The sequence below is a fragment of the Citrobacter sp. wls717 genome (assembly GCF_005280955.1).
Classification (GTDB): Bacteria; Pseudomonadota; Gammaproteobacteria; order Enterobacterales; family Enterobacteriaceae; genus Citrobacter; species Citrobacter werkmanii.
Window position 1 is genome coordinate 121,250 of record NZ_SZWW01000038.1, and the last position, 14,866, is coordinate 136,115.

Annotated in this window: 12 protein-coding genes; 4 read left to right on the top strand and 8 right to left on the bottom strand. The window is 51.4% G+C overall.

The window, feature by feature from the left end; all coding sequences use genetic code 11:
• The 4 genes from nuoC to lrhA form a co-directional block, all read right to left on the bottom strand.
• Positions 1 to 1,803, bottom strand: a complete 1,803-nt coding sequence (nuoC, locus tag FDX09_RS18850; RefSeq protein ID WP_006683659.1) for an NADH-quinone oxidoreductase subunit C/D — start codon at positions 1,801 to 1,803, stop codon at positions 1 to 3.
• Positions 1,804 to 1,888: 85 nt separating this feature from the next.
• Positions 1,889 to 2,551 carry an NADH-quinone oxidoreductase subunit NuoB gene (nuoB, locus tag FDX09_RS18855; RefSeq protein ID WP_003028075.1) on the bottom strand — a complete coding sequence of 221 codons (663 nt, stop codon included), beginning with the start codon at positions 2,549 to 2,551 and terminating at the stop codon, positions 1,889 to 1,891.
• Positions 2,552 to 2,566: 15 nt separating this feature from the next.
• Positions 2,567 to 3,010: an NADH-quinone oxidoreductase subunit NuoA gene (gene nuoA, locus FDX09_RS18860; protein WP_003028077.1), complete on the bottom strand. Its 444-nt coding sequence runs from the start codon at positions 3,008 to 3,010 to the stop codon at positions 2,567 to 2,569.
• Positions 3,011 to 3,637: 627 nt separating this feature from the next.
• The gene (gene lrhA / locus FDX09_RS18865; protein WP_038642304.1) at positions 3,638 to 4,576 is read right to left on the bottom strand and encodes a transcriptional regulator LrhA; all 939 of its coding nucleotides are present in this window, start codon (positions 4,574 to 4,576) and stop codon (positions 3,638 to 3,640) included.
• Positions 4,577 to 5,503: 927 nt separating this feature from the next.
• Here lrhA and alaA point away from each other — a divergent pair.
• Both alaA and yfbR read left to right on the top strand, forming a co-directional pair.
• Positions 5,504 to 6,721, top strand: coding sequence for an alanine transaminase AlaA (alaA, locus tag FDX09_RS18870; RefSeq protein ID WP_005129483.1), 1,218 nt, complete (start codon positions 5,504 to 5,506; stop codon positions 6,719 to 6,721).
• Positions 6,722 to 6,818: 97 nt separating this feature from the next.
• On the top strand, positions 6,819 to 7,418 hold the full coding sequence (yfbR, locus tag FDX09_RS18875) for a 5'-deoxynucleotidase (protein WP_042307093.1): 600 nt from the start codon (positions 6,819 to 6,821) through the stop codon (positions 7,416 to 7,418).
• A gap of 48 nt (positions 7,419 to 7,466) precedes the next feature.
• Here the strand turns inward: yfbR and FDX09_RS18880 are convergent, their stop codons facing one another.
• The 4 genes from FDX09_RS18880 to yfbV all read right to left on the bottom strand — a co-directional run bounded on the left by FDX09_RS18880 (position 7,467) and on the right by yfbV (position 11,080).
• Positions 7,467 to 9,299, bottom strand: a complete 1,833-nt coding sequence (locus FDX09_RS18880) for an SLC13 family permease (protein ID WP_038642308.1) — start codon at positions 9,297 to 9,299, stop codon at positions 7,467 to 7,469.
• Between the two features lie 77 nt (positions 9,300 to 9,376).
• A complete protein-coding gene (locus tag FDX09_RS18885; RefSeq protein ID WP_087051296.1) occupies positions 9,377 to 10,054 on the bottom strand; it encodes a sugar phosphatase in 678 nt (225 codons plus the stop codon).
• Positions 10,047 to 10,541, bottom strand: a complete 495-nt coding sequence (locus tag FDX09_RS18890) for a YfbU family protein (protein ID WP_038642310.1) — start codon at positions 10,539 to 10,541, stop codon at positions 10,047 to 10,049. The genes FDX09_RS18885 and FDX09_RS18890 overlap by 8 nt, the downstream gene beginning before the upstream one ends.
• Before the next feature lie 83 nt (positions 10,542 to 10,624).
• On the bottom strand, positions 10,625 to 11,080 hold the full coding sequence (gene yfbV / locus FDX09_RS18895; RefSeq protein WP_038642312.1) for a terminus macrodomain insulation protein YfbV: 456 nt from the start codon (positions 11,078 to 11,080) through the stop codon (positions 10,625 to 10,627).
• Positions 11,081 to 11,419: 339 nt separating this feature from the next.
• Between yfbV and ackA the strand changes: the two genes are divergently transcribed.
• Both ackA and pta read left to right on the top strand, forming a co-directional pair.
• A complete protein-coding gene (gene ackA / locus FDX09_RS18900; RefSeq protein WP_006683648.1) occupies positions 11,420 to 12,622 on the top strand; it encodes an acetate kinase in 1,203 nt (400 codons plus the stop codon).
• Positions 12,623 to 12,698: 76 nt separating this feature from the next.
• The gene (gene pta / locus FDX09_RS18905) at positions 12,699 to 14,843 is read left to right on the top strand and encodes a phosphate acetyltransferase (RefSeq protein WP_038642314.1); all 2,145 of its coding nucleotides are present in this window, start codon (positions 12,699 to 12,701) and stop codon (positions 14,841 to 14,843) included.
• Positions 14,844 to 14,866 lie beyond the last annotated feature (23 nt).

A 14,866-nucleotide genomic window follows, 5' to 3' on the forward strand; every position in this document is an offset into this window, starting at 1 on the left:
TTAGCGGTCCACATCTGACATAACAAAATCAATACTACCCAGATGGACGATAAGGTCGGACACCAGGCTGCCGCGTACCGCTACCGGGATCTGCTGCAGGTGCGCATAGCTCGGGGTACGGATACGAGTACGGTAACTCATGGTGCTGCCATCGCTGGTCAGGTAGTAACTGTTGATACCCTTGGTCGCTTCCACCATCTGGAAGGACTCGTTTGCCGGCATAACCGGTCCCCACGAAACCTGCAGGAAGTGGGTGATCAGGGTTTCGATATGTTGCAGCGTGCGCTCTTTCGGCGGCGGCGTAGTCAGCGGGTGATCCGCTTTGAACGGGCCTTCCGGCATGTTGTTGAGGCACTGCTCAAGGATGCGCAGACTCTGGCGCAGCTCTTCAACTTTCAGCATTACGCGGGTATAGCAGTCAGACACGCCGCCGCCAACCGGAACTTCAAAGTCAAAGTTTTCGTAGCCAGAGTATGGACGGGCTTTACGCACGTCGAAATCAATACCGGTCGCACGCAGCGCAGCACCGGTACAACCCCAGTCCAGCGCTTCTTTCTTGCCATAGGCGGCAACGCCCTGGGAACGACCCTTCAGGATGGTGTTACGCAGTGCAGCTTTCTCGTAGGAATCCAGACGTTTTGGCATCCAGTCGAGGAAGTCACGCAGCAGCTTGTCCCAACCGCGCGGCAGATCGTGTGCGACACCGCCGATACGGAACCAGGCCGGGTGCATACGGTAACCGGTGATCGCTTCCACCACGTCATAAATTTTCTGACGATCGGTAAAGGCGAAGAAAACCGGCGTCATCGCGCCGACGTCCTGAATGAACGTGGAGATGTACAGCAGGTGGCTGTTGATACGGAACAGTTCAGACAACATAACGCGAATCACGTTGACGCGATCCGGCGTGGTGATGCCCGCCAGTTTCTCAACCGCCAGTACGTAAGGCATTTCGTTGACGCAGCCGCCGAGGTATTCGATACGGTCGGTGTACGGAATGTAGCTGTGCCAGGACTGACGTTCACCCATCTTTTCAGCGCCACGGTGGTGATAGCCGATGTCAGGCACGCAGTCGACGATTTCTTCGCCATCAAGCTGCAGCACAATACGGAACGCGCCGTGAGAAGACGGGTGGTTAGGGCCGAGGTTGAGGAACATGAAGTCCTCGTTTTCGGTACCACGCTTCATGCCCCAGTCTTCGGGTTTGAAGGTCAGCGCTTCCATTTCCAGATCCTGTTTGGCTTTGGTCAGCTCAAACGGATCGAATTCGGTCGCACGTGCCGGGTAATCTTTACGCAGCGGGTGGCCTTGCCAGGTATGCGGCATCAGCAGACGCGTCAGATGCGGGTGGCCTTCGATATCGATACCAAACATTTCCCAGGTTTCACGCTCATACCAGTTGGCGTTGGGGAACAGTTTGGTAAAAGTCGGTACACGCAGATCGTTTTCAGACAACGCCACCTTGAGCATGATATCGCGATTGCGTTCAATAGAAATCAGGTGATAGAAAACGGAAAAATCCGCGGCAGGTAACCCTTCGCGGTGCGTACGCAGACGTTCGTCCATGCCATGTAAGTCAAACAGCATGACGTAAGGTTTCGGCAGTCTCTTTAAGAAATCGCCAACTTCCAGTAATTGTTCACGCTTGACCCAAACAACGGGTACCCCGGTGCGAGTCGCCTGAACGGTAAAGGCATCCGGCCCAAAACGGTTGCGCAGTTCGCCAATGACCGGGTCATCAAGGTGATCCCGTGTTTGCCATACAGCATCTTGCGCGGTTAAGTCGGTCATATTGTTCACCATTGTAAATGGTCCGTGGTAGTCGGCAGTGCTTCGCGCTATTTATGTAGTGATAAGCGAAGGAAGTGCGGCTGCCGACAGGCGCAAATTAAATCTCGTCTGGTGTACGAAGATTCGTTACAGCAATACGTTCACCGCGTTTACGCTCGCGTTCTGACTGCATATTGGCGCGATAAACGCCCTGATCCCCAACCACCCAGGAGAGCGGACGGCGTTCTTTGCCAATGGAATCCTGCAGCAGCATCAGAGCCTGCATATACGCTTCTGGACGCGGCGGGCATCCCGGGATGTACACATCGACCGGAATAAATTTATCAACGCCCTGCACCACAGAATAGATGTCGTACATACCGCCGGAGTTGGCGCATGCGCCCATGGAAATAACCCATTTTGGTTCCAGCATCTGATCGTAGAGGCGCTGAATAACCGGTGCCATTTTGGTAAAGCAGGTTCCAGCCACGACCATCAGGTCAGCCTGACGCGGCGATGCACGCAGTACTTCCGCACCAAAACGGGCCACATCGTGCACAGCGGTAAACGAGGTCACCATCTCAACGTAGCAGCAGGAAAGGCCAAAGTTATATGGCCAAATTGAGTTTTTACGGCCCCAGTTAACCATGTCATGGAGCTTGCCCATGAACACGTTTTTATTAACTTCTTGCTCCAGGGGGTCGGTTACGATCTCCTGTTTTTGCAGGGGGTAACGGTCGTTCTCACCGTTAGGATCTATGCGGGTGAGCGTATAATCCATCTTAATGCCTCGCGGTTAGCGTTGACGATTAGCGATACTGTTCGTTTCCGGGTTCATACGCTCGCGGCGTGAACGCGCGGGCGTCCAGTCCAGCGCGCCAATACGCACCAGATAAACCAGACCAGCCAGTAACACAAAAATAAAAATTGCAGCTTCCACAAAGCCAATCCAACCGCTTTCACGGATAGATGTTGACCATGCGAACAGATACAGCGCTTCAACGTCGAAGATAACGAAGAACATGGCTACCAGATAAAACTTGGCAGACAGGCGCAAGCGGGCGGTGCCGACCGAGTCGATACCTGATTCAAACGGCACGTTTTTAGATCTCGCGCGCGCGCGACCACCTAAAAACCAGCCGCCGACAAGCATCAGGCAGCACAGGCCAATGGCGACAATAAGAAAGATAGCGAATGCCCAGTGATGAGCGATGATTTCAGTGGATGTTGACATACTCATTGCTTACTCATCAAAAGTAGCGCCAAATTCTCTGCTCTTTTCGGCAGATGAACGCCACATCGATTCATGGGGAGGAATAAAAAAAACCTTACAATCACTGTAGAAAACCATTTTATACAGCCAATTGATGGGGTTTTTTACTCCTTTCTATAACCTTTTGTCAACTTTAACAAAAGTTTCCTCACATTATTTTACACTACTCCAACCTCATTAACATAAAGTGCTGTTTACACCCATTTCGGTTGCATCATCGGTCTTTTTTAATGTTGTTGAATCGTGTCCGTAGTGAAGTAAAAAAGATAATACTCGTCTATTTTGACAGGAATTCACACTAATGCCTCCCCCTAAATGGGAGTATTTTCTTGATCTGTGACACGCTTTTGTTAATTCACCATAAAAAACAGCAACAATTTCTCTAGTTTTTTAACATGAAAACAATTAACACTTCTGCTGATTATTTTTCACCCTATTTGCAGGCTGTTTTTTTACCCGCTGATTTTGTTAAGTTTTAGTATAGCAAATGACATAAACCAATGTTATTTGCACAAAAAAAGAGCCGCTGGATGTTTTTTCATCATTAGCGGCTCTTTTTTTACACTTACATTTTAAAACGTTTTTTGTGACGCGTTACTCGAAGTCGCCTTCAATAAGGAGCGAATCATCTCCCCCTTCGGGGGTAAACTGATTGTATTGCCAAGGGTTTTGATATGTCTGCATCGAGTTAAAGATCACCTGAGCTAAATCATTTTGCGTAGCCGGATCGCAGCACAACAGATACTCGGTATCAGGCAATGGCGGTAATCCGTCCGCCGCCCCCAGTACGCGTAAATCAGGGCTCATCATTTCAACGGGACGCGCAGTAACGCCCAGACCGGCTTTGACCGCAGCACGAACCGCAGGCAATGTTGAAGCAACATACGCTAAGCGCCACGGGATCTGCGCAGCATTCAGCGTTGCCAACACCATATCGCGGAACGGGCTCGGATCGTCCAACAGCACCAACGGGACCGGCTCACCTTTTTGCAGGATATATTCGGCCGCACAATACCAGTGCGTCGGCGAAGTGCGCAGATTCAGGCATTCAAAATCGCCCGGACGGTTAGTCGTTACCACCAAATCCACTTCTTGCGACTTCAGCATATCCACCATATAGGCGTTGCGCTTGACCCTTACATCCAATGCAAGCTTCGGATAAACCGAACTTATACGGTTGAGCAGGAAAGGCAGTATCGTATCGGCGGATTCATCAGAAGCGCCAATAGTTAACACTCCCTGAAGATTGTTAAACATTAATGATGAGCATGCCTCATCATTAAAACGCAATATTTTTCTGGCGTAACCCAACAGCTGTATACCATGTTCGGTCAGCAGTTTGTTGCGTCCATGACGCGCGAACAACTCTTTCCCCACGAGTTGCTCAAGACGCTGCATTTGCTGACTCACCGCAGACTGAGTGCGACATACCGCAGCTGCCGCAGCCGCGAAGGTATTCAGGTCGGCAACAGCAACGAAGGTTCTCAGCAGATCGAGGTCGAGGTTAATTATCGGACGATTTGCATTTATCATAGTTTTTCACTTACTCGCGGGTCATACCGGGTTAATGCTGTGCATTCAGAATCAAACCACTCCATTTGTTATCTGCCTTCCTTGCAGTTTCGCTTAGTGTAACCAAGTGAAAATAAGGATGTATTTGGTTTAACAAACGAAACAATTCTCTTTCTACGCTATATAATAACCGTGACACTCATCGGAATATAGCAACGAGAAAGGGCCATATTTTTAGCTGCTGGATGATTCTGACTAATGGAAAACATGTAAATTTTGTAAATTTAAAAAAAACTTAACGAACAATAATTTACACATTAAAAACTAACTTTTCAGTACGTTAGGAACAACCAACAAACATTTGAATTATCGTAAAATTCGTACTACGCACCATTTCATGAGACTTATCTTAACCTAAAACCACTATATTTATAAGTGTTATCGCGAATAATTCGAGTCTACCTGAGGTTATGTCTGACCTGCGGTTTTCGTATTATTAGGCCATTCAATTTAATGCGATTTAAATATTAAATAATAATTAATTAAGAATCCTTCAATTCATTAATTATACTTAACAATGAATTCACACCGTACCACGCACGGATCAGGCCGATAACAGCCCTCGCAGATAAAACCTCAGTATTTTCGAATGACGTCATACCGCTTATGTGTCGGCGATCTTTTGCTTTACAGAGTTAAGTTTTTTTGACCAGACAAACCACCACACCTAAACCAACACTACAAAACATATCACCAACATTATACAATTCACCAGATCATTATTTCATGATAATTGCGTTATTTAGTTATTAACAGTTAATTATAACTTCATGGATTTTCAAAATCTTCTACTAAAGACCCTTCAAAACTTACCGTCGTGGGAGTACATTGTGCTGGGCTGACTTCCACGGCAGGGAGTGGCATTCACAGCTAAAAAGGTCAACGTTCATGTCCCCCATTGAAAAATCCAGCAAATTAGAAAACGTCTGTTATGACATTCGCGGCCCGGTTCTGAAGGAAGCAAAGCGCCTGGAAGAAGAAGGCAATAAAGTTCTGAAACTTAACATCGGCAACCCGGCGCCATTCGGGTTTGAAGCGCCAGACGAAATTCTGGTTGATGTGATCCGCAATTTGCCAACAGCGCAAGGATATTGCGACTCCAAAGGTCTTTATTCAGCCCGTAAAGCGATCATGCAGCATTACCAGGCCCGCGGGATGCGCGATGTGACCGTGGAAGATATCTATATCGGTAACGGCGTTTCCGAATTGATTGTGCAGGCCATGCAGGCATTGCTGAACAGTGGGGACGAAATGCTCGTTCCGGCACCTGATTATCCACTGTGGACGGCAGCGGTATCGCTCTCCGGCGGTAACGCCGTGCATTACCTGTGTGACGAATCATCTGACTGGTTCCCGGACCTTGACGACATTCGCGCCAAAATTACCCCGCGTACGCGTGGGATCGTCATCATTAACCCCAACAACCCAACCGGCGCTGTGTATTCCAAAGAGCTGCTGATGGAGATTGTTGAAATTGCTCGCCAGAACAACCTCATCATTTTTGCGGATGAGATTTACGACAAAATTCTCTACGATGATGCTGAACACCACTCGATCGCCGCGATGGCGCCGGACCTGCTGACTATTACCTTCAACGGCCTGTCAAAAACCTATCGCGTTGCCGGTTTCCGTCAGGGCTGGATGGTGCTGAACGGGCCGAAGAAACATGCCAAGGGGTACATCGAAGGTCTTGAGATGCTGGCCTCTATGCGCTTATGTGCTAACGTTCCGGCGCAACATGCGATTCAGACCGCGCTGGGCGGATACCAGAGCATCAGTGAATTTATCATGCCTGGCGGGCGCCTGTATGAACAACGCAACCGCGCCTGGGAGTTACTCAATGATATTCCCGGCGTCTCCTGCGTGAAACCGCGCGGCGCGCTGTATATGTTCCCGAAAATCGACGCTAAACGCTTCAACATTCATGACGACCAGAAAATGGTGCTCGACTTCCTGTTGCAGGAAAAAGTGCTGCTGGTTCAGGGGACGGCGTTCAACTGGCCGTGGCCGGATCATTTCCGCATCGTCACGCTCCCGCGCATTGACGATATCGAAATGTCGCTGAGTAAATTTGAGCGCTTCCTGTCAGGGTATCACCAGTTGTAATAAAACACGGGCTGTTGGATCAGTATGACGAGTATTTGCATCTGACAGCCTTCTCTGCGCACAATGACTCTTAGGTTGCCATCATATAAGGGTCGTTATGAAGCAGAGCCATTTTTTTGCCCACCTCTCCCGTCTGAAGCTCATTAACCGCTGGCCGCTGATGCGCAACGTGCGCACCGAAAATGTGTCCGAGCATAGTTTGCAAGTCGCCATGGTCGCTCATGCGCTGGCGGCGATCAAAAACCGTAAATTTGGTGGTCAGCTTAATGCAGAGCGCATTGCCCTGTTGGCAATGTACCATGACGCTTCAGAGGTGCTGACCGGTGACCTCCCTACCCCGGTAAAATACTTCAACTCACAAATCGCCCAGGAATATAAAGCGATAGAGAAAATTGCCCAGCAAAAGCTGGTCGATATGGTGCCCGACGAGCTACGAGATATATTTGCTCCGCTGATTGATGAACATGCTTACAGCGAAGAAGAGAAATCTATCGTCAAACAGGCCGATGCGCTGTGCGCTTATCTGAAGTGTCTGGAAGAGCTTTCGGCGGGCAATAATGAGTTCTTGTTGGCGAAAACGCGGCTGGAAAAAACGCTGGAGTCGCGGCGCAGCGAAGAGATGGACTATTTTATGGAGGTGTTTGTCCCGAGTTTTCACCTCTCATTAGATGAGATCAGCCAGGATTCACCGCTTTAAACGATGTTGCCGGATGGCGACGTCAACGTCTTATCCGGCACATAAAAATCAAAATGGGAACAGCATCGGGATCATCACCACGCACACCGCCATCACGATCACCGTAAACGGCACGCCAATTTTCACGAAATCGCTAAAGCTGTAGTTACCCGGCCCCAGCACCAGCGTGTTCACCGGCGAAGAGACCGGTGTCATAAAGGCTGCGGATGCTGCCATTGCAATCACCATTGCAAAAGGATACGGCGAAACCCCCATCGACTTTGCCGCCGCCAGAGCAATTGGCGCCATGAGTACCGCCGTCGCAGTATTTGAGATAAATAACCCGATGCTCGCGCACAGGACGAACAGGCAACCCAACATCATGTACGGGCCATACCCGCCGCCGACGTCCATCAGTCCTTTTACTACCAGATCGACACCGCCGGTTTTTTGTAGCGCCAGTGCAAAGGGCATCATCCCGACGATCAAAATAATGCTCGGCCAGTGAATCGCTTTATAGGCGCTTTCGGCATCGATACAGCGGAATTTCCCCATCAGCAGGCAGGCGATAATTGCGGCAACCGTATTAGGAATTTCATCGGTAAGCATCAGGGCCACCATCAGCACCAGGCAGAAAATGGCATGCGGCGCCTGACTGTGCGCCGGGGAGGCTTCACTGACCTCAGCTGGCATGTTCAACACCACGAAGTCGCGCCCTTTTTGTCCCAGCAGTGTGATGAGCTTCCAGTTACCCACCACCAGAATGATATCCCCCATCAGCAACGGTTCATCCACCACCGCGCCTGCCAGCGCCGTACCATCGCGTTTCAGGCCGACCACATTCAGACCGTAACGCGTACGAAAGGCTATCTCCCGTACCGTTTTGCCAATCAGTTCCGATTCAGGGATCAGTGAGATCTCGGCCATGCCCACATCAAGCGCCTGCTCGGAGAAATATTCCCCGCGCAGCACCATCGGCTCCAGCAGTTGCTCACTGCAAAATTCTCGCAGATCGACATCCGCTGCAGACATATCAATCAGCAGCACGTCACGGGCGCGAAATTCAGAAACCCCGTTAACATCAACAATCACGCGACGAAAGCGCCGCCAGCGCTCCACGCCAATCACGTTTGCTCCGTAACGCTCACGCAGTTTCAGGTCGTCCAGACGCTGGCCAATCATCGGTGAACCAGGGCGAATCGCCAGACGGCGGGCACGCCCCGTGAGGCGATACTCTTTGATTAAATCGCGAAAAGTCCGGCGTTTCCAACCGTCTCCCGGCTGCCCGGAGTCTTCACCCTTCAGCATAAAGCGCATCAGCAGCATATAAATTATGCCAAGCACCAGAACCACCAGCCCCAGCGGAGTGACGCTAAAAAAGCTGAAGCCGTTAAGTCCTTCGCGTAACAACTCACTGTTGACGACCAGGTTTGGCGGTGTCGCCACCAGCGTCATCATACCGCTTATCAATCCGGCAAAGCTCAGCGGCATCATCAGACGTGAGGGAGAAATTTGCATGCGCATGGAAACGCTTAAGACAACCGGTATAAAGATAGCAACCACGCCGGTCGAACTCATAAACGCACCGAGCCCGGCCACGGTTATCATCAGCAACACCAGCATTTTGACTTCACTGCTGCCGGCGACCTTCACCAGCCAGGCCCCCATCACCGTCGCCACCCCGGTACGCACCAGACCGTCGCCGATAATAAATAAAGCCGCGATCAAAATAACGTTAGGATCGCTGAACCCGGAAAAAGCTTCTGTGATGCTCAATGTTCCACTCAGAACAAAGGCAATAATGACCAGCAAAGCGATCGCGTCCATACGCACTCTGCCAGTTGCAAACAAGACGACGGCAATCGCCAGCAATGAGAGAACCCATATCAATTCACCGTTCACAACATATCCTTGTTAAATGAGAGGGATGGAGCGATTCTGCCATAAAAAAGCCCCAACAATCTGGGGCTAAATCATGATCAGGTATTTCTTACAACGACCACATTTCCGTTGGGCTGCTTGGTCACAGAAATATGTTCCAGACTGGTCAGCGAAAAATCGACCTCATCCAGACGCGGCGTGTCCGCTGGCGCATTTACCGCTATTACATGGCACCCTGCCGCCAGTCCCGAGAGCACCCCAGCGGGCGCATCCTCGACTACCGCGCATTCCTGTGGCGCCAGGCCCAGTAGCTGAGCGCCTAACAGATAGGCGTCTGGCTCTGGCTTACCTCTTTTTACCCGTTCGGCAGTGACAAACACTTCAGGAGCAGGAAGTCCTGCGACACGATGACGCGCCCGTGCGACCGGCATTGAACCGGAAGTCACAATCGCCCATGGAATGCCCGCTTTGTTGAGATGGTTGAGCAAGTCAACCGCCCCTGGCAGCGCGGTGATCCCCGCGGTTTCCGTCGCTTCGATCTGCTCCAGGCGGGTGAACTCCGCAGCAATCTCCGCCTCGGACTTGCCCACCATAAAGTGTCGCAGGGAAGTAATGGCCTGCTTACCATGAATAAAGCCGAGCACCTCGGCGTGATCGAGGCCAAAACGATCGGCCCAGTTGCACCACGCGCGCTCTACTGCGGGTAAGGAATCGACCAGCGTTCCATCCAGATCAAACAGAAAACCTTTGCACTGCACGCTCGCCCCCTCAGGCATTAATGATTTGGTTAATTTCATTCGCGCTCAGGTGATACTGACGCGGGCAAGAGTGCCAGACATTCAGCATACGCTGATATTTTTCCCACATCGGGGTCTGGGCGTTGAAGCCATGCGTACCCGCATCAAAGTGGGTATAACGCCCTTCCACATTGACCATAAACCGTACATACCCGAGGAAACGGGCTTCCGTTGCAGCGTCAAAGCCGAGGAAGGTCACGCGGCGCTCATCAATAGACTGCGCGTCTTTTAGATTAGTCCAGGACACATGTAATGCGTGATACATCTCCATAATATCGATAACCGTACGACAGGTTTCTTCCGTCAGCTCACCAAACTCACGATCCAGCTCGCGCATCTGCAAGCCGTAACCGCGTTCAATAATCGTCTGCAAACGACGATAACGCTCGGCGTTAGTGGGATCGAGCATAGTCATCATTTTGTACTGGTTAGACAAAATCAGACGTTGAGCGTTGGTCATTTCCATTTGGGACTCCTGTATCACTACTACTACGATGAAAAAAAAGAAGGCATCTTGTGCCTTCTTTTATATGCGTAATCAGGGGTCAATTACAAATCATCAAGGAAAGTTTTATCCAGTTGTTTGAAGGCGCGCTTAAGCGTGTCAGCCAGCGCCTGATAATCAGGCTTTCCTTCTACCGGAGCGAGCGCCTGCCCGGCCTCTTGCAATTTACCCCGAACTTCGTAGAACCAGTTGAGTATTGAAGGCGGCAGCGGCGTGACAGAACGCTTACCCAGCCACCACATGCCCTGCATCGGCAGACTGAGCGCAAACAGCGCCGTCGCCACGGCGGGTCCCAACTGCCCGCCTAAAGCAATTTGCCAGCATAAGGTGAAAACAGCGATGGGCGGCATAAAACGGATTGCGTAACGCGTCATACGGATGACGCGGTTCTCAACAAATACGGGCGCGAGGCGCTTTTCCATTGGCCACGTCTTCGCATAGTGCTGCCCCCGGCGAAACAAACTAAAAAAATTGACGGAACGATTATCCGGTGTCGACATGGCGGTTACCTCAACTTCACATATAAAAATTAAAAAATTTGTGCAAAACAACAACTATAAAGGACATCGTTCAAAACATTTTGTCTTTGATACCCACATTCAGGTATCCTGTGCCGGCCTGTAAGGCCTTTAGTCCAAAATCATTGAGTCGTCAAATTGGCATACAGTATGCCACTGGCTGAAAAATACGCAAAATGACATAGACTCAAAGGTATTTATTCCATCGTGCCCAAAAAGACTCTGGCGCATGATGTTAATCATAAACGTCGGTATCATCATGCGCTACGCTCTATGACTCCCTGACGTTTTTTTAGCCACGTATCATAAATAGGTACTTCCATGTCGAGTAAGTTAGTACTGGTTCTGAACTGCGGTAGCTCCTCACTGAAATTTGCCATCATCGATGCAGTAAACGGTGAAGAATACCTCTCTGGTTTAGCCGAATGTTTCCATCTCCCAGAAGCACGCATCAAGTGGAAAATGGACGGCGGTAAACAAGAAGCGGCTTTAGGTGCAGGCGCCGCTCACAGTGAAGCGCTGAACTTTATCGTTAACACTATTCTGGCACAAAAACCAGAATTGTCTGCGCAATTGACCGCTATCGGTCACCGTATCGTACACGGCGGCGAGAAGTATACCAGCTCTGTGGTTATCGATGATTCCGTTATCCAGGGCATCAAAGATTCTGCCTCTTTCGCACCGCTGCATAACCCTGCTCACCTGATCGGTATCGCAGAAGCGCTGAAATCCTTCCCAAGCCTGAAAGACAAAAACGTGGCTGTATTCGACACCGCGTTCCATCAGACTATGCCGGAAGAGTCTTACCTCTATGCTCTGCCGTACAGCCTGTACAAAGAACACGGCGTTCGTCGTTACGGCGCGCACGGCACCAGCCACTTCTTTGTTACTCAGGAAGCGGCAAAAATGCTGAACAAACCGGTTGATGAACTGAACATCATCACTTGCCACCTGGGCAACGGCGGTTCTGTATCTGCTATCCGTAACGGTAAATGTGTTGATACCTCCATGGGTCTGACCCCGCTGGAAGGTCTGGTGATGGGTACACGTTCCGGTGACATCGACCCGGCGATCATCTTCCACCTGCACGACACCCTGGGCATGAGCGTTGACCAGATCAACAAAATGCTGACCAAAGAATCCGGTCTGCTGGGTCTGACCGAAGTCACCAGCGACTGCCGTTATGTTGAAGATAACTACACAACCAAAGAAGACGCTAAACGTGCAATGGACGTTTACTGCCACCGTCTGGCGAAGTACATCGGTTCTTACACTGCGCTGATGGATGGTCGTCTGGATGCGGTTGTCTTCACTGGTGGTATTGGTGAAAACGCAGCGATGGTTCGTGAACTGTCTCTGGGCAAACTGGGCGTTCTGGGCTTTGAAGTTGACCACGAGCGTAACCTGGCCGCACGTTTCGGCAAATCTGGTTTCATCAACAAAGAAGGTACCCGTCCTGCGGTGGTTATCCCAACCAACGAAGAACTGGTTATCGCGCAAGACGCGAGCCGTCTGACTGCCTGATTTCACACCGCCAGCCTAGCTGGCGGTGCTGTTTTGTAACCCGCCTGAAATGGGCGGTAACGAAAGAGGATAAACCGTGTCCCGTATTATTATGCTGATCCCTACCGGAACCAGCGTCGGCCTGACCAGCGTCAGCCTCGGCGTGATCCGTGCTATGGAACGCAAAGGCGTTCGTCTGAGCGTCTTTAAACCCATCGCTCAGCCTCGTGCCGGTGGCGATGCGCCAGACCAGACTACCACTATCGTTCGTGCGAACTCTAACCTGCCAGCTGCTGAGCCGCTGAAGATGAGCCACGTTGAATCTCTGCTGTCCAGCAATCAGAAAGATGTGCTGATGGAAGAGATCATCGCGAATTATCACGCGAACACCAAAGATGCTGAAGTTGTACTGGTTGAAGGCCTGGTCCCAACACGTAAGCATCAGTTCGCGCAGTCTCTGAACTACGAAATCGCGAAAACGCTGAATGCGGAAATCGTCTTCGTGATGTCTCAGGGTACCGATACCCCGGAACAGCTGAACGAGCGTATTGAACTGACTCGCAGCAGCTTCGGCGGCGCGAAAAACACCAACATCACTGGCGTTATCGTTAACAAACTGAACGCGCCGGTTGATGACCAGGGCCGTACTCGCCCGGATCTGTCCGAGATTTTCGACGACTCTTCCAAAGCGCAGGTGATCAAAGTTGATCCGGCTAAACTGCAAGAATCCAGCCCGCTGCCGGTTCTGGGCGCGGTGCCATGGAGCTTCGATCTGATCGCTACCCGTGCAATCGATATGGCGCGTCACCTGAACGCTACCATCGTTAACGAAGGCGATATCAACACCCGTCGCGTGAAGTCTGTGACTTTCTGCGCACGTAGCATTCCGCACATGCTGGAGCACTTCCGCGCAGGTTCTCTGCTGGTGACGTCTGCCGACCGTCCTGACGTGCTGGTTGCAGCATGTCTGGCTGCTATGAACGGCGTAGAAATCGGTGCTCTGCTGCTGACTGGCGGCTACGAAATGGACGCGCGCATCAACAAACTGTGCGAACGTGCATTCGCTACCGGCCTGCCGGTATTCATGGTGAACACCAATACCTGGCAGACCTCTCTGAGCCTGCAGAGCTTCAACCTGGAAGTTCCGGTTGACGATCACGAGCGCATCGAAAAAGTTCAGGAATACGTTGCTAACTACATCAACGCTGACTGGATTGAATCTCTGACCGCGACTTCTGAACGCAGCCGTCGTCTGTCTCCACCGGCGTTCCGTTATCAGCTGACCGAGCTGGCGCGTAAAGCGGGCAAACGTGTTGTTCTGCCGGAAGGCGACGAACCGCGTACCGTTAAAGCGGCTGCTATCTGTGCTGAACGCGGTATTGCTACCTGCGTTCTGTTGGGTAACCCGGATGAGATCACCCGCGTTGCGGCCTCTCAGGGCGTTGAGCTGGGCGCTGGCGTAGAAATCGTTGATCCCGATGTGGTTCGCGAAAGCTACGTTGCTCGCCTGGTTGAGCTGCGTAAGAACAAAGGCATGACCGAAACCGTTGCCCGCGAACAGCTGGAAGACAACGTGGTTCTCGGTACCCTGATGCTGGAGCAGGACGACGTTGACGGTCTGGTTTCTGGTGCCGTTCACACTACCGCAAACACCATTCGTCCACCGCTGCAGTTGATCAAAACTGCGCCGGGTAGCTCGCTGGTGTCTTCCGTGTTCTTCATGCTGCTGCCGGAACAGGTTTACGTTTACGGTGACTGCGCGATCAACCCGGATCCGACTGCTGAACAACTGGCAGAAATCGCCATTCAGTCCGCTGAATCCGCCATCGCCTTCGGTATCGAACCGCGCGTTGCGATGCTTTCCTACTCCACCGGTACCTCTGGTGCAGGTAGCGATGTAGAGAAAGTTCGCGAAGCGACTCGTCTGGCGCAGGAAAAACGTCCTGACCTGATGATCGATGGTCCGCTGCAGTACGACGCCGCGGTTATGGCTGACGTAGCGAAATCCAAAGCGCCGAACTCGCCGGTTGCAGGTCGCGCTACCGTGTTCATCTTCCCGGATCTGAACACCGGTAACACCACCTACAAAGCGGTACAGCGTTCTGCCGACCTGATCTCCATCGGGCCAATGCTGCAGGGTATGCGCAAGCCGGTGAACGACCTGTCCCGTGGTGCGCTGGTAGACGATATCGTCTATACCATCGCCCTGACCGCGATCCAGTCATCCCAGCAGCAGAAGTAATTTGCTGCGGTGTGCCGGATCTC